Here is a 20,336-nt window from a genome sequence, read left to right on the forward strand (position 1 = left end):
CAAGCCTGACTCCTGAGCGAGAGGCCGATTCAGCCGCCGCCGATGCCCTGCGTCACCTTGCCGGTGCCGCCGCAGGTCTTGCAGTCGGCGCCGCCGAGTTTGCCCGAGCCATTGCAGTCCGGACACGTATCTTCGCCCGAACCGGGCACGCCGGGTTCGGCTTCGTCGCCGGGATTGAGGGGAGGGTCTTGCGACATGGCCATCTCCGAAGTTTGAACGGTTTGAATCGCTTTCACCCTGAGCAAGCGACGTTCCTCGCACCTTTGCAAGGCTTGCACTCGTCTGGCAGATTTTGCACGCACGCCGCGCTTATCGAAGCGCAGAAGGTTGCTTGATACGCGGATGTCCGTTCTGGTACGCGTGATGCTCCGATCAAGATCGTCACGCGATATTCTGCGCGACGATATAGCCAGGAGGACTTCATGAGCGGAAATCAAAAGCAAACGGGCAATCAGCCTTCGACGCCCAATCAAGCGAATCCTTCGCAAAAGCAGCACGGTCAGCAGGAAAGGTCGCCTGGGCAACCGCAGCAGGATCAGCAAAGCGGTCAACGACAGCAGAATCAGCCGTTGCCGCAGCACAAGGGCGGCCAGCGTCAACCTTGATTTTTTTCGACGTAGCAGGAAGCAACGCGCGCGGTTTCGTCTCGGCGAATCGGCGCGCGAATCGCTTACGGCTTGCGTCCGAACGCTTCGCGCAAGCGTTTTTTCGCGCGCTCCAGCGTACTTTTGCGAGACTTCGGCAGATTGCGTCCCGCGCGATTGATATAGAAGTTGAGCATCGACATCGCCGATTGAAACGGCGATCCCTTGCGGCGCGTGCTGCGTGTCGATGAGCGTTTGAGCGAATCGGCTATTTCCTGCGCATTGCCGGTCTTGAAGACATCGCGTTGAATGTCCATTGCATCGCTCGTTTCCATCACGTGATGCGACCAGCGACGCGCGGACCGCTCCGGCTTCTTGCGCCCGCTCGCGAGTGAATGCCGTTGCCGCGTGCTGGGCCGCTTGCCGCTGCTCTTCTTTTTTGCCGCTGTCTTTGCGCTCGTTGTCATAGCCTTTCCTCAACGCTCTTTCCGATGTTCGCGATGCGGCGCGCATCGTCGAGCGTGAGCGGCTCGCGCATCGCTTCGGCGAGGCGGCATATGGCGGCATCATGCTCGCATGCGACGACCGCGCCCACACGTCCATCCTTCAGCAGATACGCGATGAAATGCTGCGCATCGAGATCGCCGTCTATTTCGATGTTGTCCGGCTCCTGCACGTATCCAACATAGTCGAAGGTCTTCTCGTAGTGGTACGTCCAGAAGTAGGGCACGCCCACGTACGTGCGCGCGCTGCCGGCCATGTTGTAAGCAGCGACGCGTGCATGCTGTTGCGCGACGCGCCAATGCTCGATGCGCACGGTCTGGTTCGAGCGCGGCAACGGAAAGCGCGCGACATCGCCTGCTGCATAGAGCGCGGGCGCGGCGAGCATGGAACGATCGACGTTGATGCCGCCGTCGTCAGTGAGCGCGACGCCCGACAGAAACGACGTCGCGGGATCGACGCCCGTGCCGGCCAGCACAAGATCGGCTGCGATCTTTTCACCGGAATCGAGGATCACTTCGCTCACCACATTGCCGCCCCTGAATGCGCTGACATGCGCGTTCATATGAAACGTCACACCGTTTTTCTCGTGCAGCTTTTTGAACATCTCGCCGATGCGCTCCCCGAACTGCTTCGCGAACGGCACTTTGCCCGGCGCAACCACGGTCACGTCGACGCCGCGCTTCCTCAGACATGAAGCCGCTTCGAGCCCGATGAAACTCGCCCCGACGATCACCGCGCGCTTGCGTCCTTCGAGCGATGCGAGAATCGCGCGCGCATCGTCACGTGTGCGCAAGAGGTGTACGTGGTCGAGATTCGCGCCGGGCATCGTGAGTGGCTTCGGCACGCCGCCCGTGCAGATGAGCGCGGCGTCGTAATCGATCTTGTGTCCGCTCGCGAGTTCGACCTGCCGGGTGGCCACGTCGAGATGAACGGCCGGCGATTCGTTGCGCTCGATATCGTGCTTCGCGAAGAAATCGGCATCGAGCAAAGAGGGAACATCGTCGGGCGGCATATCGCCCGCGAGCGTGAACTTGCTGAGCGACGTGCGATCGTACGGCTCGCGCGCATCATCGCCGACGAGCACGACGCGCCCATCGAAACCGGCTTCGCGCAACGCCGAACATGCGGCCGCTCCCGCCGCGCCCGCGCCGACGATGAGCATGGTCCGGCTTTCATTGGCGCGCTTCTGCGATGTCTCGCCGCGCTCGACGGGCTGCGTGGAGACATACACGTCGCCGTCTCTGATCGTCGCTTCATAGCGTGTCAGGGCTTTCAATGGCGGCGGCTCGACGAGACTGCCGTCGCTGACCTCGAACGTGCCCTTGTGCCACGGACACACGATGCGCCCATTGCAGATCGCGCCTTCATCGAGCGGGCCGCCCGCGTGCGGACATTCGGCGGTATAGGCGCGCACGTTCTCGCCATCGCGCACGAGCAGGATGGGGACTTCCTTCGCGTGCTCGCCTTCGCCTTTGACGCACACGCGTGTGCCGCGCTCGGCGGACAGATCCGCGAGACGCGCGACTTTCTGGGTGGGGGACATCACACTCTCCGGTGACTGAAGCATCTGAAGCGTCAGGCCATGCGAAGAGCGCGGAGCAATTATCGGACCGCGATGAAACGCCTGGTCAAAGCGCTTCGGTCACCGCGCGCAGGAACTGCCGCGTGCGCTCATGCTGCGGCGCAGAGAAGAACTGCTGCGGCGGCGCCTGCTCGATGATCTTGCCTTGCGAGAAGAAGCACACGCGATCCGCGAATTCCTTGGCGAAGCCCATCTGATGCGTGACCATCAGCATCGTCAGATTGTGTTCCTCGCCGAGACGCCGAATCACGTTGAGCACTTCGCCGCATAGTTCGGGATCGAGCGCGGACGTCACTTCATCGAACAGCATGATCTTCGGCCGCATGGCGAGTGCGCGCGCAATCGCGACGCGCTGCTGCTGTCCGCCCGACAATTGTGAAGGATAGTGCTCGCACTTCTCCGCGAGGCCCACGAGCGACAGCAACTCACGCGCACGTTCGGTCGCTTCCTTCCTTGAGAGGCCGAGCACGCTCATCGGCGCTTCGATCGTATTCGCGAGCGCGGTCATGTGCGGAAAGAGATTGAAGCTCTGGAACACCATGCCGATCTTGCTGCGCACCTGACGAACATGTCGCGGCGATGCGGGTACGAGCTTGCCGCCGCGCATTTCGTGCGTGAGCGGCTGGCCGTCCACTTCGATGACGCCATCGGTCAACGGGTCGAGCGTCATCAGGACACGCAGCAGCGTGGACTTGCCCGAGCCGCTCGGACCGATGATCGCCACCTTCTCGTTGGACGCGACATCGAGATCGAGGCCGTCGAGCACGGTAAGCGCGCCGTAGCGCTTGGTGACGTTGCGAAAGCGCACCATCGGCGTGTTCGCACTGGCATCGGCCGCACGGCCAAGCGCCGGGTCGAGGTCTCGTTTCATCTGCTGCTCCTGATATTGAGTCGCGGTCATGGCAGCCTCACGCGCCGTTCGAGATGACGCACGCCCGAAGCGAACGTCACGCTGATGATGAGAAAGAAGATCCCGGTCATCGTGATCGGTTCGAGATAGCGAAAGGTCTCGGAGCCGATGTTCTTCGCCTGCTGCATCAGTTCGACGACAGTGATCGCGGAGAGCACCGGCGTGTCCTTGAACATCGCGACGAGATAGTTGCCGAGCGCGGGAATCACCGGGCGAATCGCCTGCGGCAGAATTACGCCCGTATAAGTGCGCCAGGGCTTCAACGACAGCGCGCACGATGCTTCCCATTGCCCGCGCGCGACGCCATTGAGTCCCGCGCGATACACCTCGGACACATAGCATGCGTAATGGACCGCGATGCCGAGCGTGCCGGCCATCAGCGCGGACATCGTGAAGCCGTAAAGCGGCGCGACATAGAAGAGGACGTACACCTGAATCAGCAGCGGCGTGCTGCGAATGAATTCGATGAAGAGCGCAGTGGTCTTCGCGAGCGGCGCGAAATCGCTGCGCCGCATGATCGCGAGAAGAAGGCCGAGCACGAGCGCGATGGCGAAGCCGACGAGCGTGATGCCGATCGTATACGCCGCCGCGCGCACGAGTTCGGGCAGGATATGCAGCGCATATTTCACATCGAAGAGTTGACCCAGCGACGTCATGATGCAGCCCTCGGAACAGTGCGGCGGATGGCGACATGACTGCTCACGCGCCGCTCGAACACGCGCATCACGGCGACGATCACTTGCGCAAGCACGAAGTAGATAAGGAGCGTGAGCCCGAAAATCTCCGCTGTCTTGAAGGTCGATTCGTCGAGCTGGCGCGCACGGAACGTGAGATCCGAAAGCGTGATCAGCGAGACGAGCGACGTGCCTTTCAACAGTTCGATCATCAGGTTCGTTGCGGGCGGCAGTGCGTTGATCATCGCCTGCGGCAGCACGATACGCCGCAGCCGCGCGCTGGCGGGCAAGTTCAGCGCGAGCGCCGCTTCGTATTGCCCGCCCGGCACGGAGCGCAGCGCACCGCGCAGAATCTCCGAGCCATACGCGCCATAGTGCAAGCCGAGACCGACGATAGCGACCGTGAACGGCGTGAGTTGCACGTTGAACGGCGGCAGCGGCAGCACGAAGAAGAGCCAGAACAATTGCACGAGCAGCGAGGTGCCGCGAAACACTTCGACATACACGTTGCCGATCCAGCGCACGACGCGATACGGCGCGGCGCGCAGCGCCGTCGCGACACCCGCCATGACGATCGCGAGCAGGATGCTGATGACGGCGATCTGGATCGTGACGAGCGTGCCCTTCATCATCAAGGGCAAAAGCTCATTGAGGTCACTCATGACGGTTCCTCGCTAATGGATGAACGCTGTGCGTCGCTTATACATGGATGTTTAGCCGGCGCACAGTTCCGGCGCTTTCTTCGTCGTCACATTGGACTTGTCGAAGCCGAAGGGCGCGACCGTCTTCAGATGATCGTCGGTGCCGAGCCACTGATGCAGTTCCTTGTTCACGGCATCGCGCAGGTCGGTGTCGTCGGGGCGGAACGCGAGCGCGCCATAGCCGGTGTGCTTCGGATCGTCGTTGAACTGCTTGAGCGCCTCGACGGTCGAGCCGCCCTTTTCGGCAAGACCCTTCATCGTCAATGCGGTGCCGACGGCTGCATCGGCGCGGCGTGCACGCACTGCTTGCAATTGCGCGGTGGTGTCCGGAACCTGCAGGATCTGGTCGTCCTTGATGCCTGCCTGACGCGCGTAACCCAGTTCGGCCGTACCTGCCATCACAGCAAGTTTCGTGTCCGGTTGCTTCGCGACATCGGCATAGCTGTGCAGGTTCCTTGGATTGCCCTTCATGGTCAGCAGCGTGTCGGGAATCTGATATTGCGGATCGGCGAACGCCACTTGCTTGCAACGCTCGGGCGTGATGTACATGCCCGCCGCGATCACGTCGAAGCGGCCGGCCTTCAGGCCCGGAATCAATGCACCCCATTCGGTCAGCACCGCATCGACCTTCTTCACGCCGAGCTTGGCGAAGACTTTCTTCGCGATCTCGGGCGATTCGCCGGTCACGGTGCCATCGGGCGTCGTATAGGCGAAGGGCGTTTCGTTCGCATAGCCGATGCGCACCTCGCCCGTGCGCTGAATGCGCTGCAACGTGGTTTCCGCGCTTGCGCTCGTGGCATAGGCGGCAAGGCTCGCAGCCGCGACGCACGCCGCCGCCAGCATTCCAGACAGTCGCTTCGTGTTCATATCGTTCCCGTAGTAGTGGTGGTTCTCAAGCGTGGTCGAGTCAGGGCCGTTCAATAGCGGCGAAACGTGCGAGAGGCAGCGGAAACCCTTACTCCGCAGGGCTTTGAAGCGACTCGCAATGCAGCCACCGACGCAGAATACAAAGCCATATATTTGTTCCGATTGCTCTAGGACAATTATTTTCACGCGCGCTTTTGGGCCACTATGGCGCATGGAACCAGGCATGCGAGGAGCAGGACGTGAATGAAAAATGGCGCGACGCCGTGCGCACGGTGCAGGGCGTGCAGTCCAAATACAAACGGCTCGTCAAGGCGATGGCCGCCGACATAGAAAGCGGCGCGCTCGCATCCGGCGAGCGTTTGCCGCCGCAGCGCGAAGTAGCGGCCGATCTCGCGATCAGCGTGCAGACCGTTACCAACGCTTATAAAGAACTCGAAAGGCAAGGGCTGATTCGTTGCGAGGTCGGACGCGGCAGCTTTGTCAGCGCGCGCGTGACCGAGACGATGTCCAATTACATGCTGGACACCGCCGAGCGCTCGGTTGTCGATTTTTCGATCGCGCGCATCGTGCATACGCCCGAGCATGACGCGATGTGGCGCAAGGTCTGCGCGACGTTATCGACCATCGAGGATCAGCCGTGGATACGTGCGTTCAGGCCCATCGCGGGCTTCGACAGTCATCGACAAGCCGGTGTCGAATGGCTCGCTTCGCTCAACATGCCCGCGAAAGTGGAGACGCTGCTCGTCACCAATGGCGTCGCGCATAGCATCTTTCTTGCGCTTGCCAGCATCGTCGGGCCGGGCGATACGGTGCTCTGCGAAAGCCTCACGGATCACGGTGTGATCGGCTCGGCGAATGTGCTGGGGTTTACGCTCAAAGGCTTGGAAATCGATGAGCACGGCATTCGTCCGGAGCACTTCGAGGAAGTCTGCGACAGCGAACGCGTGAGTGCGCTCGTGTGCACGCCGACGCTGAACAATCCCACGGTCGCGATGATGCCCGATTCGCGCCGCCGCGCGATTGCGCGCATCGCGGAACGCTATGGCGTGTATGTGATCGAGGACGATGTCTATGGCGCGCTGCCCGCGAAGACGCAGACGCCCATCGCGAGTCTCATTCCGGAGCTTGCGTTCTACTGCACGAGCATGACGAAGTCCGTATTGAGCGGCTTGCGCACCGGCTTCATGACGGTGCCGCGGCGTCTCGCGTTGCGTGCGGAAAGCGTGTTGCGCGTGAGTTGCTGGATGGCGACATCGCCCATTGCGGAAGTGACCGCGCGCTGGATCATGGATGGCACGGCGCAACGTCTCGTGGAGATTCAACGCGAGCGGCTCGCGGCGCGTCAGGCGGTAGTGCGCGAAGTGCTCGGCGAGTATGTGCTCGGGAGTCATCCGAACGCGTTGTCGGTATGGCTGCGGGTGCCCGATGAATGGGAAGCAGAACGCATCACGCGCGAACTGCGCAATCGCAATATCGCGGTGACGTCGCCCGACCCGTTTCTCGTGCGCGGCGCGGACCGGCCCAATGCGGTGCGCTTGTGCGTGGGCGCTGAAGTCGGCGAGAGCACGTTTCGCGGCGCCGTGGAAACGATGGGCGAAGTATTCGGACAGTACCCGCACGTGCATGACTTCAACTAAATGAACTAGGACAATCGAAAACGATTTTTTAGGACATTAGACTGAGTTGCATCGATCGTTCAAACGCACCTCAGCCTCACATGTCCGCACTCACGCTCGCCGATGTCTACCGCGCCCGCCAGCGCATCGAAGGCCGCGCGCTCGCAACGCCGCTGGTTCTTTCGCAGTCGCTTTCGCGCATGGCGGGCGTGCCCGTACATCTGAAGCTCGAAACGTTGCAACCCACGGGCAGCTTCAAATTGCGCGGCGCGACCAATGCGCTCGCGCAGATCGCGGAGCAAGGCTGCAAGCGTGTCGTGACGGCATCGACGGGCAATCATGGCCGCGCGGTTGCGCATGCGGCGCGCGCGCTCGGCATCGAAGCGGCGGTGTGCATGTCCTCGCTCGTACCCAAGAACAAGGTCGATGCGGTGGCCGCGCTCGGTGCGCGTGTCGTCATCGTCGGCAAGAGTCAGGACGATGCGCAAATCGAAGCGCAACGTCTCGTGCGTGAAGAAGGCTATGCATTCGTGCCGCCTTTCGACGATGAACGCGTGATCGCGGGACAGGCCACCATCGGCCTCGAAATTCTCGAAGCGCTGCCCGATGCGGCAAGCATCGTCGTGCCCTTGTCGGGCGGCGGGCTTTTCAGCGGCGTCGCTTTCGCTGCGAAGAACATTCGTGCGAGCGTGAAGATGATCGGCGTGTCGATGCAGCGCGGCGCCGCCATGCATGCGAGCCTCGCGGCAGGCAAGCCCGTGTTCGTCGATGAACTCGAGACGCTCGCGGATTCGCTCGGCGGCGGTATCGGCCTCGACAACCGGCATACGTTCACCATGACGCGCGATCTCATCGACGATGTCGTGCTGCTCGATGAAATATCGATCTCGCGCGGCATCGTGCATGCGTATCGCGAGGAACGGCTCGTCGTCGAAGGCGCGGCGGCGGTCGGCATCGCGGCGGTGCTCGATGGCGCGATTCCTGTGGATCGCGGGCCGATCGTCATCGTGGTGAGCGGCAGCAACATCGATATCGAAACGCATCGCCGCCTCATTGGAGCAGCCTGAACTCATGTCCAACATCGATACCTCCACCGTGCTGCTCGGGCAGGCGCAATTGCGCAAGCTCGTGCCGCTCGACCTCGACGCGATCGAACAAGTCGAAGCGGCGTTCAAGTCGCTCGCGACCGAAGCCGTCGCGATGCCGCCGATCCTGCGTCTCGACATTCCCGAGCACGCCGGCGAAGTCGACGTGAAAGCCGCTTATCTACCGCGCTTTTCGAGTTTCGCGATCAAGGTGAGCCCGGGCTTCTTCAACAATTCATCGCTCGGGCTACCGAGTCTGAACGGCCTGATGCTCGTGCTGTCCGCCCGCACGGGTCTGACGGAAGCCGTGTTGCTCGACAACGGTTATCTCACCGCCGTGCGCACCGCTGCGGCGGGCGCGGTTGCATCGCGCTGGCTCGCGCGCAAGGAGGCGAAGCGCGTTGCGATCATCGGCGCGGGCGAACAGGCGCGTTTGCAGTTGAAGGCGTTGCGTCTTGTGCGCGACATCGAACATGTCACCGTATGGGCGCGCGATGGGAAAAGCGCGCAACAGTTCGCGCGTGATTGCGAAGACCTGCCATGCGATGTCGCCGACAGCGTGAATCAGGCGCTCAAGCATGCCGACATCGCCATCACGACGACGCCGAGCCGCGAGCCCTTGATTCATGCGCGCGACCTGCATCCCGGCTTGCATATCACCGCGATGGGATCGGATGCGGAGCACAAGAACGAGATCGCACCGGACGTGTTCGCCCACGCGCGCTATGTATGCGACCGCTTGCAGCAAGTGCGCGTGCTAGGTGAGTTGCATCACGCGATCAAGGCAGGCGTGACGGATGCTGATGCATCGTTTGCCGAACTCGGCGACGTCATTGCGCAAAAGGCGCCGGGCCGCGCGAGCGACGACGAGATCACCGTGTGCGATCTGACCGGCACCGGCGCACAGGACACCGCGATTGCAACGCTTGCGATTCAGCGTGCGCGCGCGGCAGAGGCAGGAACCATTTTCCATAACGACGTGACCGCTTGATAGAGGGGACGATGTCCGAAATCATGCAACAGAAGCAGCCGGATGAACGAGGGGCGCCTGTGGTGCGTCTGCCGTTCGAACGCAGCGAATACGATGCGCGTATCGCGAAGACGCGGCGCGCGATGGAGAAGGCGGGCATCGATCTGATGATCGTGACCGACCCGACCAACATGGCGTGGCTCACCGGCTACGACGGCTGGTCGTTCTACGTGCATCAATGCGTGCTGCTCGCGATGGACGGCGATCCGGTCTGGTACGGACGCGGGCAGGATGCGAACGGTGCGAAGCGCACGGTGTTCATGTCGCACGAGGATATCGTCGGCTATCCGGATCATTATGTGCAGTCGCAGGTGCGCCATCCGATGGATTACCTGTCCACCGAAGTGATCGCCGCGCGTGGCTGGGATAAAAAGCGCATCGGCGTGGAGATGGACAACTACTACTTCAGCGCGAAGGCGTATGCGTCGTTGACGCAGCATCTGCCGAACGCGAAGTTCGTCGATGCAACCGCGCTCGTCAACTGGCAGCGCGCGGTGAAGTCGCCGCGCGAGATCGACTATATGCGTGTGGCGGCGCGTATCGTCGAGAAGATGCATGCGCGCATTCTCGACAAGGTCGAGCCGGGCATGAAGAAGAGCGATCTCGTCGCGCAGATTTACGAGGCGGGTATTACGGGCGTCGAAGGTTATGGCGGCGATTATCCCGCGATCGTGCCGCTGCTGCCGACCGGCTCCGATGCCGCCGCGCCGCATCTCACGTGGGACGACTCGACGTTCACATCGAACGCGGGCACGTTCTTCGAAATCGCGGGATGCTTCAAGCGCTATCACTGTCCGCTCTCGCGAACGGTGTATCTGGGCAAGCCGCCGCAGCATTTCATCGAAGGTGAAAAGGCGGTTGTCGAAGGTATTGAAGCGGGTCTTGCGATGGCGAAGCCGGGCAACAAGACCGAGGATATCGCCAATGCTTTCTTTGCTGTGTTGCGCAAGTTCGGCATCGAGAAAGATAGCCGTTGCGGTTATCCGATCGGCGCAAGTTATCCGCCGGACTGGGGCGAGCGCACGATGAGTCTGCGCCCCGGGGACAAGACCGTCCTCGAACCCGGCATGACGTTTCACTTCATGCCGGGGCTGTGGCTCGACGACTGGGGCCTCGAAATCACGGAGAGCATCCTGATTACGGACACTGGCGTCGAGACCTTCTGCAATACGCCTCGCAAACTGTTCGTGAAGGAGTAGTACGATGCGCGCGTCACCGATCAGCCCGACCGTCGATTTCGATGCAGAGGGCGAACAGCACGGCTTTCTGAAGCTGCCGTATTCGCGCAACGATTCCGCGTGGGGCGCGGTGATGATTCCGGTCACGGTGATCAAGCGCGGCGATGGACCGACCGCGCTGCTCACGGGCGGCAATCATGGCGACGAATACGAAGGGCCGATCGCGCTGGCGAAGCTCGCATCGACGTTGAAGGCAGGCGATGTAAATGGTCGTGTAATCATCGTCCCATTCATGAACTATCCGGCGTTCCGGGCGGGGTCGCGCACCTCGCCGATCGACGCGGGCAATCTGAACCGCAGCTTTCCCGGCAAGCCCGATGGCACGGTGACCGAGAAGATCGCGGATTACTTTCAGCGTCATCTATTGCCGCTCGCCGATTACGTGCTCGATATCCACGCGGGCGGCCGCACGCTGGACTTTCTGCCGTTTGCCGCGATACACGTGCTGAACGATGCGACGCAGCAATCGCGTTGCGAAGCCGCGATGCGTGCGTTCGGCGCGCCGTATTCGATGCGCATGCTCGAACTCGACAGCGTTGGTCTTTATGACAGCGCGGCCGAGGAAGCGGGCAAGGTGTTCGTATCGACGGAACTGGGCGGTGGCGGTTCCTCGACGGCGAAGAGCGTCGCGGTGGCGGAGCGCGGCGTGTATGGGTTTCTCGCGTATGCGGGCATCATCGAGAAAGAGGTGGTTCGCGGCGAAGCGCGCACGACGACGCTGCTCGATATGCCGGACAGCTCGTGCTACACGACGAGCGAGCATACGGGCTTGCTCGAAATGTGCCGTGATCTCGGAGATAGGGTGAGAGCCGGCGATGTGCTTGCGCGCGTCTATGACGTTACGCGCACGGGCGCGGCGCCGGTGGAATATCGTGCGAAGCGCGATGGATTGCTCGCGGCGCGGCATTTTCCGGGCCTCGTGCAAACGGGCGACACCGTGGCTGTGGTTGCGGATATCGTCGAACGCAACATTGCTGTGAGCGTGTAAGTTGATCAAGCTCGATCGCTACGATCTGGCCATTCTGCGTATTCTTGCGCGTGATGGCCGAATTACGAAATCGCGCCTGGCGGAGGAGGTCAATTTGTCGATCTCGCCTGCGTGGGAGCGTGTGAAGAAGCTCGAAGACAGCGGACTCATCAAGGGTTATCGCGCCGATATCGACTGGACGGCTGCTTTCAAGGGCAGCCGTATCGTCGTTGAGGTGACGCTTTCGCGTCATACTGCGCAGGATATGCGACGCTTCGAAGAGCGCGTGGCGGCGGCTTCTGAGATCGTGCAGTGTTATGCCACCGGAGGTGGCGTGGATTATGTGCTGCACGTCGTGGCGCGGGATATCGATCACTATCAGCGGTTTATCGATTCTCTTCTTGTCGAGGAGCTTGGGATCGAGCGGTACTTTACTTATATCGTTACTAAGATCGTTAAGAATGCTAATGAGGGGCCGGTGGATTGGGTTGATGAATCGGTTTGATTTTTTTTCGCCGGATCCCGTATTCGTGTTGGTTTATAAGCACTGCCCCTGTGCGGGGCGGCAGTCACTTTCTTTGCTGCTGCAAAGAAAGTAACCAAAGAAAGCAGCTTTTTAGGCCCGCGGTCACACGTAGTTTGGGTAGTACTCTCGTCCTCGGTGGCACTCGCCTAAAGAGTGCCCTCATAGGCCCAATCGGGCTTGGCTCGCGCACGGTCTGTCGCTCCGCACCACATAACAAATTGGTTCAGCACCAAATGGCTCCGGCCCGCTGCGCGGCCGACCGGTCAATCGGGTCCGCGCGTGCTTCTTTGCTGACGCCGCCATCTTTTTGCCGGTGCCTTCGACTGGTTTCCCTTGCATACCGGGCGGCAGCGCGAAGCGCTGTGCCGGAACTCTTTCGTGCTGAACCAGCGCCCTAAAACGACTAGCTAGTCAGACTGTGCGCGATCCAAGCCGGGTAATTGTGATGAGGGCACTCTTTAGGCGAGTGCCACCGAGGACGAGAGAACTACTCAAACTACGTGTGACCGCGGGCGTATCGAGCTGCTTTCTTTGGTTACTTTCTTTGCAGCAGCAAAGAAAGTGACTGCCGCCCCGCATAGGGGCAGTGCCAATAGACCGACAAGAAAACAGGATTCCACAGAAGCCCGAAAAACCCCATCCCCCTCGGACAAGAAACAGAAAAAACACCACCCACATCCAACGACAACAAAAAGTTCCCACCGAGCAAGCCCTTTAAAGTAGACACATCAAACGCAAGCTTGGGCAAGGAGACAAACATGCTGCTGGGCCATCCTGTTCTATTCAAATCGCTTTGTTATATCGACGGCCGCTGGGTTCACAGCGATAGCGCCGCATCCATTGCAGTCACCAACCCCGCCGATCAAAAAATCATCGGTCACGTGCCGATGCTCGACAAACAGCAAATCATCGCCTCCGTCGATGCAGCCGATCGCGCGTTCCAGTCATGGCGCTGGATGCCGCAACAGAAGCGCAGTGCGCTGCTCCTGCGCTGGCATGAACTCATCATGCGTCATCAGTCGGACCTCGCCGGCATTCTGTCGCTCGAACAAGGCAAGCCGCTCGCCGAATCCAAAGGCGAGATCGCCTACGCGGCGAGTTTCATCGAATGGTTCGCGAACGAAGCGAAACGTCTCACGGGCCGCACCATTCCCACGCATATCGATGGCGCGCATCTCGGCACCGTGATGGAGCCGGTCGGCGTCGCCGCACTGATTACGCCGTGGAATTTCCCGGTCGCGATGATCACGCGCAAGGCCGCCGCCGCAATCGCCGCAGGCTGCACCGTCGTCGTCAAGCCCGCGCATGAAACGCCGTTCTCCGCGATCGCGCTCGCACAGCTCGCGGAAGAAGCAGGCTTCCCGCCGGGCGTCTTCAACGTAGTCATCGGCGAGCCGCAAATGGCGATGGAAACGCTCGTCAGCGATACGCGCGTGCGCGCCGTCAGCTTCACCGGTTCGACGCGCGTCGGCGGTCTCGTTGCAAAGACTGCAGCGCAAGCGGGCATCAAGAAGCTCGCGCTGGAACTCGGCGGCAATGCACCTTTCATCGTCACGGAAGATGCAGACCTGGAACAGGCCGTGCGCGTCGCAGTAGGCGCGAAGTTTCAAACCTCGGGTCAGGATTGCTGCGCTGCAAACCGCATTCTCGTTGCGCGTCCGCTTTACGAGCAGTTCGTCGAGCGCTACACCGAAGCGGTCAAAGCGCTGAAAGTAGGGACGGCATTCGAAGCAAACGTCGATATCGGTCCGCTCATGCATCAGGCCGCATTCGATGCAACCGTCGCGCGGGTCGAGGATGCGAAAGCGCAGGGCGCACGCGTCACCGTTGGCGGCAAGGCGCATGCGCTCGGCGGGTGGTTTTATGAACCGACCGTCATCGCCGATGCCAAACCAGGCATGCGCATCTACGACGAAGAGAACTTCGCGCCCATCTCCGCGATTTCCCCGTTCGATACGCTCGATGAAGCCGTCACGCGCGCCAACGACACCGAATACGGCCTCGCCGCGTATGTCTGCGCGAACCGCATCGACACGATCTTCCAGCTCGTGCGTCGACTCGACTTCGCGATGGTGTCGGTCAACGGCGTGAAATTCACCGGTGCACCGATTCCGTTCGGCGGCATGAAGTCATCGGGGCTCGGGCGCGAAGGCGGTGCGGAAGGCTTCGAGCCCTTCGTCGAAACGAAATACTTCTGCCTCGGCAATCTCGGCCTGCCGCTCACGAGCGCGGCCTGAAAGAAGCCTCTTTAAAGACACGCATTACCGAATATCAAGGAGAAGCATATGACCCAGCAGATTCAATCGCTCGAGCAACTGTTCGCCGAAGACCGCGCGCACTTCATGCATCCGTCCACGCATGCGCACGATCACGCGAAAGGCGCGCTGCCCGGAAAGATCGTCACGGGCGCGAAGGGCATCCGTATTCAGGATCATCAAGGCAAAAGTTATATCGATGCATTCGCGGGTCTCTATTGCGTGAACATCGGCTATGGCCGCACCGAAGTGGCCGAGGCGATCTACGAGCAGGCGAAGAAGCTCGCGTACTACCACACGTATGTCGGTCACTCGACGGATACGATCATCGAATTGTCATCGCGCATCATCGACTGGTCGCCTGAAGGCATGAAGAAGGTGTACTACGGCATGTCGGGATCGGATGCGAACGAAACGCAAATCAAGATCGTCTGGTATTACAACAATGTGCTCGGTCGTCCGAACAAGAAGAAGATCATTTCGCGTGAGCGGGGTTATCACGGATCGGGCATCGTGACGGGCAGCCTCACTGGTCTGCCGAGCTTCCATCAGAACTTCGATCTGCCGATCGATCGCGTGAAGCACACGGTGTGTCCGCACTGGTATCGCAAAGCGCCCGCCGGCATGAGCGAAACGCAGTTCACCGCCTATTGCGTGGAAGAACTGGAAAAGCTCATTGCTAAGGAAGGCGCCGATACGATCGCCGCATTCATCGCAGAACCGGTGATGGGGACGGGCGGCATCATTGCGCCGCCGCAAGGCTATTGGGAAGCTATCCAGACTGTGCTCAAGAAGCACGACATTCTTCTGATTTCCGATGAAGTCGTCTGCGGCTTTGGCCGTCTCGGCTCGAAGATGGGCGCGCAGCATTTCGGCATCAAGCCCGACCTCATCACGGTTGCAAAGGGTCTGACGAGCGCGTATGCGCCGCTGTCGGGCGTGATCGTCGGCGAAAAGGTGTGGGACGTGATCGAAAAGGGCTCGCAGGAATATGGCCCGATGGGTCACGGCTGGACGTATTCGGGGCATCCGATCTGCGCGGCCGCAGCGATCGCGAATCTCGACATTCTCGAACGCGAAAACCTTACGCAAAATGCCGCCGATGTCGGCGCGTATTTGCAGCAGCAATTGCACACGGCGTTCGATGGACATCCGCTCGTCGGCGAAGTGCGCGGCGCGGGCATGCTCGCGGCACTCGAATTCATGGCCGACAAGGACGCGCGAAAGCCGTTCGATGCGGCGCTGAAGGTTGGCCCGAAGGTATCGGCGGCCGCGCTCGAGCGCGGTGTTATTGCGCGTGCAATGCCGCATGGCGATATCCTCGGCTTCGCACCGCCGCTCACCACGACGCGTGAAGAAGCGGATGAAATCGTCGGTATCGTGAAGCAGGCCGTCGATGCGGTGGCGAACGAAGTGATCGGTTCGGCACTCGCTACGCAAGCGATCTGAATTTCTCGCAGTAGCAGTAGTGGTGGCAGAGGCCCGCGAAGCATCGCGGGCCTTTCTTCTTTTGCACGCGAGTGGAACGCGCGTTGCTCAATCTATTGCGATGCCCCATCGAAAGGAGAGTCACGATGAGCGAGAGCGAAGAGAAACGTCATCAGCAACCGCATTCCGCGCCTAATCCGAATGCGGCGGAAATTGAACCAGAGAACCGTCGGCTCGATCGACATCCGCATCAGACGGCGGAAGTTCCCTATGGATCGGGCAACGAGCCCGAGATAGCCGGAAAGGGTGGTCTGGACGCACAGAACGCGGATCGGCCTGACCCTGAGAACAAACATACGGAGCCGATACGCAAGAACTGACACATCGATTCGATGTACCTATAAAACAAAACGGCCACCAATGTGGCCGTTTTGTCATTTCCGATTAGCGCGTCGCGATATACATCGTAATTTCAAAGCCGAAGCGCATATCGGTGAAACTCGGGGTTTCCCACTTCATAGAGCCTCCTTGTGCATTGATTGGCCAGACGGATGCCAAGCCATTGCGCGGTTCATCTGTTGCAGGCGCCGTGCAAAGCCGCGCACCCCAAATCGACGCACTTTTAATCCTAGCGCGAAACGCCGGTGACGCGATTGGAAATCTCACCGGCGTTCATTTAATTTATTTATAGCGGGCGCTATCTGCGGCTTTCAAATCCGTATTGCTCAGATGATTGCCCTCGCAGCGATCAACTGCCGCATTGCGGAATTGGTGCACGACGTATCATTCAACGCGCATTGCTTCGCGCAGCACTGCATCAGCACTATCGAAATTTCGATCGGTCATCTTGTTGAGGACGGCCATGACTTCGCCATCCGCGCCATTGCTTTTCGCAAGCGTCAGTAGTTTTTCCTTGCCCATCGGATAGTTCGCGCCCTTGAGCACGCGCTCGATCTCTTCCGTGCGCGGCTCGTCCGGATGCCGGTGATTCTGCGAATGCGCGGGATGCTGTGCCATTTCGGCCTCCTTTCTCGTTTCGACGGTAAGGCTTACGAATCAGCAACACGCATACCCGTCATCGGGATCGCTTGATGCTTGTTCATCGATACGATCAAACAAAAAGAGCGAGGTAAAGCGCACCATGGCTATTGAAGCAGACCGCATCTCCGACACCGAAATCAAGGTCGGCGACACCATCTACACCTTCGACGCAAAGGGCATCGCCGACGGCTTTCTGCAATGCCTCATCAGCGATTCGATAGAGACGTGTGCGAAGAATCACGCACCTGTTTCGACGCGCGCTGCCCATGCCGATGAAAGCGGCGAGCCGAAGCGCGAACCGGGCAGCATCATTTCGCCTTCATTGGGCGGCATGCCTTGATGCACGACGCGCACTCATAGCGCTGCGCTTGCTGTGGTCGATCGCGGCGCGAGCGATGCGCGTGTGAGTGCGTCGAGCGGCAACGGCTTGTCGAAGAAGTAGCCTTGGGCCTGCGCGGCGCCCATGTCGCGCAGCACGGCGAGCGTCGCCGCATCTTCGACGCCCTCCGCGACGAGCGTCAGATCGAGTGATTCGGCCATACGCACGATTGCGCGCACGATCGCTCGACTGCGCGGGCTTTCGGTCAGTTCGAGAATGAACGACTTGTCGATCTTGAGGCCCGTGAACTGATACTGATGCACGTAACTGAGCGACGAAAAGCCCGCGCCGAAATCGTCGAGGACAACGGACATGCCGTTGTCCGCGAGTCGCTGCATCGTGCGCCGCGCGAGATCCGGCTCGGCGACGAGTGCGCCTTCGGTCAGTTCGAGGCACACACGCGAAGGCGAGACGCGATAGCGCCGCAAAAGCGCAAGCACGTCATCGGCGAATTCGGGGCGCGTCATGCTGTAGCTGGAACAGTTCACATGCACCGGGGGCCAGTGCGCAAAACGCGCATTGGAGAGAATCTCGGCGACGCGCTCCAGCATGTAAAGATCGAGCCTGCCGATGAGCCTCAATCCCTCCACCGAAGGAAGAAACTCGCCCGGCCCGACGATATGACCATCGGGTTGATGCCAGCGGATCAATGCTTCAAGCGCGACGATCTCGCCGCTTTTCACATCGACGATCGGCTGGAAGTAGGGCAGCAATTCGTCGTTGCGCTTGATCGCGTTGCGCAAGGCGCCTTCGCGTTCCACCTGGTCCGACACCTGGCGTCGTAGTTCCTGATTGAACACGACGAAGCTGTCGCGCCCCGCGTTCTTCACGCGATACATCGCGGTATCGGCATCGCGCAGCAGATCGGTGGGTTCGGTGTGAAACTGGCTATCCGCACTCACGATGCCGATGCTGCACGACGAAAACACGACATGCTCTTCGATATGAAACGGCAGATCGAACGCGGCGAGAATGCGCTTCGCGATCGATACCGCATCGCGCACATGGGCGTTCGGCGATAGCACGGCGAATTCGTCGCCGCCCAAACGTGCGAGCAGATCCGTCGAGCGCAGGCAATCGCGCAAACGCGCAGCGGCCTGCACGAGCAGCATGTCGCCGAAATGATGGCCGAGGCTGTCGTTCACGACCTTGAAGCGATCGAGGTCGATGAACATCACCGAGAGTTGATCGCCGCGCGTCTGATAGTCCTGCCATGCGCCGCGCAGTTTGTGCATCAGATGGCTTCGATTCGGCAAGCCCGTCAATGAATCGTGCGAGTTTTCATAGAGCAATCGCGCGTTGACGTCGTCGAGTTCGCGCGTGCGCGCCTGCACACGCGCTTCGAGTTCGAGATTCGCGGCATGCAGCGCTTCGGCATCGCGACGACGCGAGAGCGCCGTATCGATATGCCGCGACACGAAGGTCAGCAACTCCTGATCGCGCAGCGAATAGCGCACGAGCGGCGAATAGCTCTGCACGGCGAGCACGCCACGCACGACGTCGCCATCGAAGAGCGGAATGCCGAGCCACGAGCGCAGACGCACTTCGCTATGCTCGATCTCGAACGCGCCTTCTTCGATGAGACGCAACGCTTCCGAATGATCGATGAGCCGCGGACGCCGCTCACGGATCACAAACTCGGTGAGCCCGCGTTGTCTGCGGCGCGGCGCGGGGCGTTCCTGCACGATCTCATCGACGTAATAGGGAAACGACACTTCGCCCGTTTCCGTTTCGAATAGCGCGACATAGAAGTTGCGCGCGTAGAGCAATTCGCCGACGATGCCGTGCAGGCTGCGAAAGAACTCCATCATGTCGCCGGGCCGGCTCGACAATTCTGCGATCTGGTAGAGCGCAGCTTGCAAATGCTCCGAACGCTCGCGCTCCGCGATGCCATGACGCAGCGCCGCGTTGAGCTTCGATAACTCGGAGGTGCGTCGCGCGACCTGCTCTTCGAGATCGGCGCGGTGCAGGATACGGTCGAGCGCCATCGCGACGTGACGCGCAACGACGAGAAAGAGCGCGCGATCCTCGGCGGTGCAAATACGCGACACGTCGTACACCTGCATCGCGAGCATGCCGAACACTTCGTCGCTCGCGTTCTTGAGCGGCGCGCCCATCCAGAACTCCGGGCGATCGCCGATGCAATAGAAGCGGCCCGCGCGCTCGGCCGCGCGGATATCGGCAGCGGTGATGAAAAGCGGTTGCGCACTCGTGAGGACTTGCCCGGTCATCGAAAGCCGCGCCGGATTCAGGATGTCGTAGTTCTCGGCTGCGACCACATCCGTATCGATCACATCGGCGTAATACGGATAGGTGATCTTGCCGGTCTTGCGGTCGTAGAGCGCGAGATAGAAGTTCTCTGCGTCGATGAGCGTGCCGAGCCGTTCATGCACGCCGCGCAGAAAATCGGCGCGTTCGGGCACCGAGCTCGCGAGATACGCGATTTCGTAGAGTACGCGTTGCGTGAGCTGCGCGCGTGCGAGGGCATCGGCCTGTACGCGCTCGCCGAGCGTGCGCGCGAGTTCGGCGAGATGCGCATCGTCGCGATGCGTGGCCGGCGCGAGCAGCCAGCCGAGCACGCTCTCGCCGCGCCCGGTCGGCCAGCAGTGCCAGCCGCGCGCGGCGCACATGTCCGCGAGCCGTTCCTCGGCGATGCTGTGCGGCCATGCCTGCGAGTCGGATGCATCACCGCGGCGCTCCAGATGCAACTGTTCGCCCGCGCGATACCACGCCCACTGCTGCGGGCAGCCTACGGCGGCGGCCTCTCGCAGCAAGGCGTCGATCGATGACGCGACGCTCGCGAAAATCTTCTCGTCAGTCGCCGCTACGCTTGCAGGTTCGAGCGCGGTTGCGCGGGCAAGCTGCGCGTCGTACGCAGGAAACACACTCATCGGCGCTCCAGGCCATATGTCCGCCACGTCGGGCGGGTCTCGTTCAGCGGCTGCGCTC

At 61.0% G+C, this 20,336-nt stretch carries 22 protein-coding genes; 11 read left to right on the forward strand and 11 right to left on the reverse strand.

Going from position 1 to position 20,336, the window contains the following annotated elements:
* Positions 1-29: 29 nt before the first annotated feature.
* Entirely contained in the window at positions 30-197 is a 168-nt protein-coding gene (locus AWB76_RS41605; RefSeq protein ID WP_167357757.1) for a hypothetical protein, read from the reverse strand.
* Positions 198-422: 225 nt separating this feature from the next.
* On the opposite strand from AWB76_RS41605, the gene AWB76_RS15515 reads away from it, so the two are divergent.
* Positions 423-605, forward strand: coding sequence for a hypothetical protein (locus AWB76_RS15515; protein WP_061161011.1), 183 nt, complete (start codon positions 423-425; stop codon positions 603-605).
* A gap of 65 nt (positions 606-670) precedes the next feature.
* Here AWB76_RS15515 and AWB76_RS15520 read toward each other — a convergent pair whose 3' ends face one another.
* From AWB76_RS15520 to ehuB, 6 genes are all read right to left on the reverse strand, one after another.
* Positions 671-1,051, reverse strand: a complete 381-nt coding sequence (locus AWB76_RS15520) for a DUF3175 domain-containing protein (protein WP_061161012.1) — start codon at positions 1,049-1,051, stop codon at positions 671-673.
* Positions 1,048-2,631: an FAD-dependent oxidoreductase gene (locus AWB76_RS15525; RefSeq protein ID WP_061161013.1), complete on the reverse strand. Its 1,584-nt coding sequence runs from the start codon at positions 2,629-2,631 to the stop codon at positions 1,048-1,050. The genes AWB76_RS15520 and AWB76_RS15525 overlap by 4 nt, the downstream gene beginning before the upstream one ends.
* Positions 2,632-2,716: 85 nt before the next feature.
* Complete coding sequence (gene ehuA / locus AWB76_RS15530; protein WP_374729930.1) at positions 2,717-3,571, reverse strand: ectoine/hydroxyectoine ABC transporter ATP-binding protein EhuA; 855 nt, start codon at positions 3,569-3,571, stop codon at positions 2,717-2,719.
* A complete protein-coding gene (gene ehuD / locus AWB76_RS15535; protein ID WP_061161014.1) occupies positions 3,568-4,236 on the reverse strand; it encodes an ectoine/hydroxyectoine ABC transporter permease subunit EhuD in 669 nt (222 codons plus the stop codon). The genes ehuA and ehuD overlap by 4 nt, the downstream gene beginning before the upstream one ends.
* On the reverse strand, positions 4,233-4,916 hold the full coding sequence (ehuC, locus tag AWB76_RS15540) for an ectoine/hydroxyectoine ABC transporter permease subunit EhuC (RefSeq protein ID WP_208606572.1): 684 nt from the start codon (positions 4,914-4,916) through the stop codon (positions 4,233-4,235). Before ehuC ends, ehuD begins: the two co-directional genes overlap by 4 nt.
* Before the next feature lie 51 nt (positions 4,917-4,967).
* Complete coding sequence (gene ehuB / locus AWB76_RS15545; protein ID WP_061161016.1) at positions 4,968-5,822, reverse strand: ectoine/hydroxyectoine ABC transporter substrate-binding protein EhuB; 855 nt, start codon at positions 5,820-5,822, stop codon at positions 4,968-4,970.
* Between the two features lie 239 nt (positions 5,823-6,061).
* Here ehuB and ehuR point away from each other — a divergent pair, with 239 nt between their 5' ends.
* The 6 genes from ehuR (at position 6,062) to AWB76_RS15575 (ending at position 12,263) form a co-directional block, all read left to right on the forward strand.
* Positions 6,062-7,459 carry a MocR-like ectoine utilization transcription factor EhuR gene (gene ehuR, locus AWB76_RS15550; RefSeq protein WP_061161131.1) on the forward strand — a complete coding sequence of 466 codons (1,398 nt, stop codon included), beginning with the start codon at positions 6,062-6,064 and terminating at the stop codon, positions 7,457-7,459.
* A gap of 80 nt (positions 7,460-7,539) precedes the next feature.
* Complete coding sequence (eutB, locus tag AWB76_RS15555; protein WP_061161017.1) at positions 7,540-8,505, forward strand: hydroxyectoine utilization dehydratase EutB; 966 nt, start codon at positions 7,540-7,542, stop codon at positions 8,503-8,505.
* Positions 8,506-8,509: 4 nt separating this feature from the next.
* On the forward strand, positions 8,510-9,514 hold the full coding sequence (locus AWB76_RS15560; RefSeq protein WP_061161018.1) for a cyclodeaminase: 1,005 nt from the start codon (positions 8,510-8,512) through the stop codon (positions 9,512-9,514).
* 11 nt (positions 9,515-9,525) lie between these two features.
* A complete protein-coding gene (doeA, locus tag AWB76_RS15565; RefSeq protein ID WP_061161019.1) occupies positions 9,526-10,752 on the forward strand; it encodes an ectoine hydrolase DoeA in 1,227 nt (408 codons plus the stop codon).
* Positions 10,753-10,756: 4 nt separating this feature from the next.
* Positions 10,757-11,779 carry a N(2)-acetyl-L-2,4-diaminobutanoate deacetylase DoeB gene (doeB, locus tag AWB76_RS15570; RefSeq protein ID WP_061161020.1) on the forward strand — a complete coding sequence of 341 codons (1,023 nt, stop codon included), beginning with the start codon at positions 10,757-10,759 and terminating at the stop codon, positions 11,777-11,779.
* Between the two features lies 1 nt (position 11,780).
* On the forward strand, positions 11,781-12,263 hold the full coding sequence (locus AWB76_RS15575) for an Lrp/AsnC family transcriptional regulator (RefSeq protein WP_208606573.1): 483 nt from the start codon (positions 11,781-11,783) through the stop codon (positions 12,261-12,263).
* Between the two features lie 556 nt (positions 12,264-12,819).
* Here the strand turns inward: AWB76_RS15575 and AWB76_RS40930 are convergent.
* Positions 12,820-13,044, reverse strand: a complete 225-nt coding sequence (locus tag AWB76_RS40930; protein ID WP_157696134.1) for a hypothetical protein — start codon at positions 13,042-13,044, stop codon at positions 12,820-12,822.
* On the opposite strand from AWB76_RS40930, the gene AWB76_RS15580 reads away from it, so the two are divergent.
* From AWB76_RS15580 to AWB76_RS39200, 3 genes are all read left to right on the forward strand, one after another.
* Positions 13,043-14,521, forward strand: a complete 1,479-nt coding sequence (locus AWB76_RS15580; RefSeq protein WP_061161021.1) for an NAD-dependent succinate-semialdehyde dehydrogenase — start codon at positions 13,043-13,045, stop codon at positions 14,519-14,521. The genes AWB76_RS40930 and AWB76_RS15580 overlap by 2 nt on opposite strands.
* A 48-nt stretch (positions 14,522-14,569) precedes the next feature.
* Entirely contained in the window at positions 14,570-15,988 is a 1,419-nt protein-coding gene (locus tag AWB76_RS15585) for an aspartate aminotransferase family protein (protein WP_061161022.1), read from the forward strand.
* A 125-nt stretch (positions 15,989-16,113) separates the two neighbouring features.
* Positions 16,114-16,347, forward strand: a complete 234-nt coding sequence (locus AWB76_RS39200) for a hypothetical protein (protein ID WP_244173375.1) — start codon at positions 16,114-16,116, stop codon at positions 16,345-16,347.
* Positions 16,348-16,411: 64 nt separating this feature from the next.
* Here AWB76_RS39200 and pqqA read toward each other — a convergent pair whose 3' ends face one another.
* Both pqqA and AWB76_RS15595 read right to left on the reverse strand, forming a co-directional pair.
* The gene (pqqA, locus tag AWB76_RS42710; protein WP_008353049.1) at positions 16,412-16,486 is read right to left on the reverse strand and encodes a pyrroloquinoline quinone precursor peptide PqqA; all 75 of its coding nucleotides are present in this window, start codon (positions 16,484-16,486) and stop codon (positions 16,412-16,414) included.
* Between the two features lie 264 nt (positions 16,487-16,750).
* Positions 16,751-16,984, reverse strand: a complete 234-nt coding sequence (locus tag AWB76_RS15595; RefSeq protein ID WP_061161024.1) for a DUF2795 domain-containing protein — start codon at positions 16,982-16,984, stop codon at positions 16,751-16,753.
* 124 nt (positions 16,985-17,108) lie between these two features.
* Here AWB76_RS15595 and AWB76_RS15600 point away from each other — a divergent pair, with 124 nt between their 5' ends.
* A complete protein-coding gene (locus AWB76_RS15600; protein ID WP_061161025.1) occupies positions 17,109-17,348 on the forward strand; it encodes a hypothetical protein in 240 nt (79 codons plus the stop codon).
* A gap of 14 nt (positions 17,349-17,362) precedes the next feature.
* On the opposite strand, the gene AWB76_RS15605 is transcribed toward AWB76_RS15600, so the two are convergent.
* On the reverse strand, positions 17,363-20,278 hold the full coding sequence (locus AWB76_RS15605; protein ID WP_061161026.1) for a sensor domain-containing phosphodiesterase: 2,916 nt from the start codon (positions 20,276-20,278) through the stop codon (positions 17,363-17,365).
* Between the last annotated feature and the right edge of the window lie 58 nt (positions 20,279-20,336).

Source organism: Caballeronia temeraria, assembly GCF_001544795.2.
Lineage (GTDB): Bacteria > Pseudomonadota > Gammaproteobacteria > Burkholderiales > Burkholderiaceae > Caballeronia > Caballeronia temeraria.

Coding starts and splice junctions, on each gene's coding strand:
- ehuD (WP_061161014.1), bottom strand. CDS start 4,236: ATGACGTCGCTGGGTCAACTCTTCGATGTGAAATATGCGCTGCATATC.
- AWB76_RS15520 (WP_061161012.1), bottom strand. CDS start 1,051: ATGACAACGAGCGCAAAGACAGCGGCAAAAAAGAAGAGCAGCGGCAAG.
- AWB76_RS15585 (WP_061161022.1), top strand. CDS start 14,570: ATGACCCAGCAGATTCAATCGCTCGAGCAACTGTTCGCCGAAGACCGC.
- AWB76_RS39200 (WP_244173375.1), top strand. CDS start 16,114: ATGAGCGAGAGCGAAGAGAAACGTCATCAGCAACCGCATTCCGCGCCT.
- AWB76_RS15515 (WP_061161011.1), top strand. CDS start 423: ATGAGCGGAAATCAAAAGCAAACGGGCAATCAGCCTTCGACGCCCAAT.
- ehuA (WP_374729930.1), bottom strand. CDS start 3,571: ATGACCGCGACTCAATATCAGGAGCAGCAGATGAAACGAGACCTCGAC.
- AWB76_RS41605 (WP_167357757.1), bottom strand. CDS start 197: ATGTCGCAAGACCCTCCCCTCAATCCCGGCGACGAAGCCGAACCCGGC.
- doeB (WP_061161020.1), top strand. CDS start 10,757: ATGCGCGCGTCACCGATCAGCCCGACCGTCGATTTCGATGCAGAGGGC.
- ehuB (WP_061161016.1), bottom strand. CDS start 5,822: ATGAACACGAAGCGACTGTCTGGAATGCTGGCGGCGGCGTGCGTCGCG.
- AWB76_RS15525 (WP_061161013.1), bottom strand. CDS start 2,631: ATGTCCCCCACCCAGAAAGTCGCGCGTCTCGCGGATCTGTCCGCCGAG.
- AWB76_RS15595 (WP_061161024.1), bottom strand. CDS start 16,984: ATGGCACAGCATCCCGCGCATTCGCAGAATCACCGGCATCCGGACGAG.
- AWB76_RS40930 (WP_157696134.1), bottom strand. CDS start 13,044: ATGTTTGTCTCCTTGCCCAAGCTTGCGTTTGATGTGTCTACTTTAAAG.
- doeA (WP_061161019.1), top strand. CDS start 9,526: ATGTCCGAAATCATGCAACAGAAGCAGCCGGATGAACGAGGGGCGCCT.
- AWB76_RS15605 (WP_061161026.1), bottom strand. CDS start 20,278: ATGAGTGTGTTTCCTGCGTACGACGCGCAGCTTGCCCGCGCAACCGCG.
- ehuC (WP_208606572.1), bottom strand. CDS start 4,916: ATGAGTGACCTCAATGAGCTTTTGCCCTTGATGATGAAGGGCACGCTC.
- AWB76_RS15600 (WP_061161025.1), top strand. CDS start 17,109: ATGGCTATTGAAGCAGACCGCATCTCCGACACCGAAATCAAGGTCGGC.
- eutB (WP_061161017.1), top strand. CDS start 7,540: ATGTCCGCACTCACGCTCGCCGATGTCTACCGCGCCCGCCAGCGCATC.
- AWB76_RS15560 (WP_061161018.1), top strand. CDS start 8,510: ATGTCCAACATCGATACCTCCACCGTGCTGCTCGGGCAGGCGCAATTG.
- AWB76_RS15580 (WP_061161021.1), top strand. CDS start 13,043: ATGCTGCTGGGCCATCCTGTTCTATTCAAATCGCTTTGTTATATCGAC.